1 protein-coding gene is annotated in these 271 nt (G+C 73.4%); it reads left to right on the top strand.

Features of this window, described 5'->3' with window-relative positions; all coding sequences use genetic code 11:
- The coding region (locus N801_RS22315; RefSeq protein ID WP_035941313.1) for a MotA/TolQ/ExbB proton channel family protein at window positions 1-271 on the top strand (271 nt) is incomplete at both ends.

Consider the following 271-nt stretch of genomic DNA (forward strand, 5'->3'; position numbering starts at 1 on the left):
ACCCAGCGCCAGGCGCGCCGGCTGGAGCAGGCGCTGACGCCTGAGGTGCGCCGCGCGGCCGATCTGCCGGACGCGCTGACCCAGCGCAACAGCCTGCCGATGGCGGTGATCGCGCCGGTGCTGGCGCAGAAACACCGGGCCGGCGATCGCGAGGCGATCGGCGATCTGATCGACGCCCAGTACCTGCTGAGCAAGCCGCCGATGGCGCGCGGTCTGTGGCTGCTGGAAACCGTGGTCACCGCCGCGCCGTTGCTGGGGCTGCTCGGCACGG

The organism is Knoellia aerolata DSM 18566 (assembly GCF_000768695.1).
GTDB classification, from domain to species: Bacteria; Actinomycetota; Actinomycetes; order Actinomycetales; family Dermatophilaceae; genus Knoellia; species Knoellia aerolata.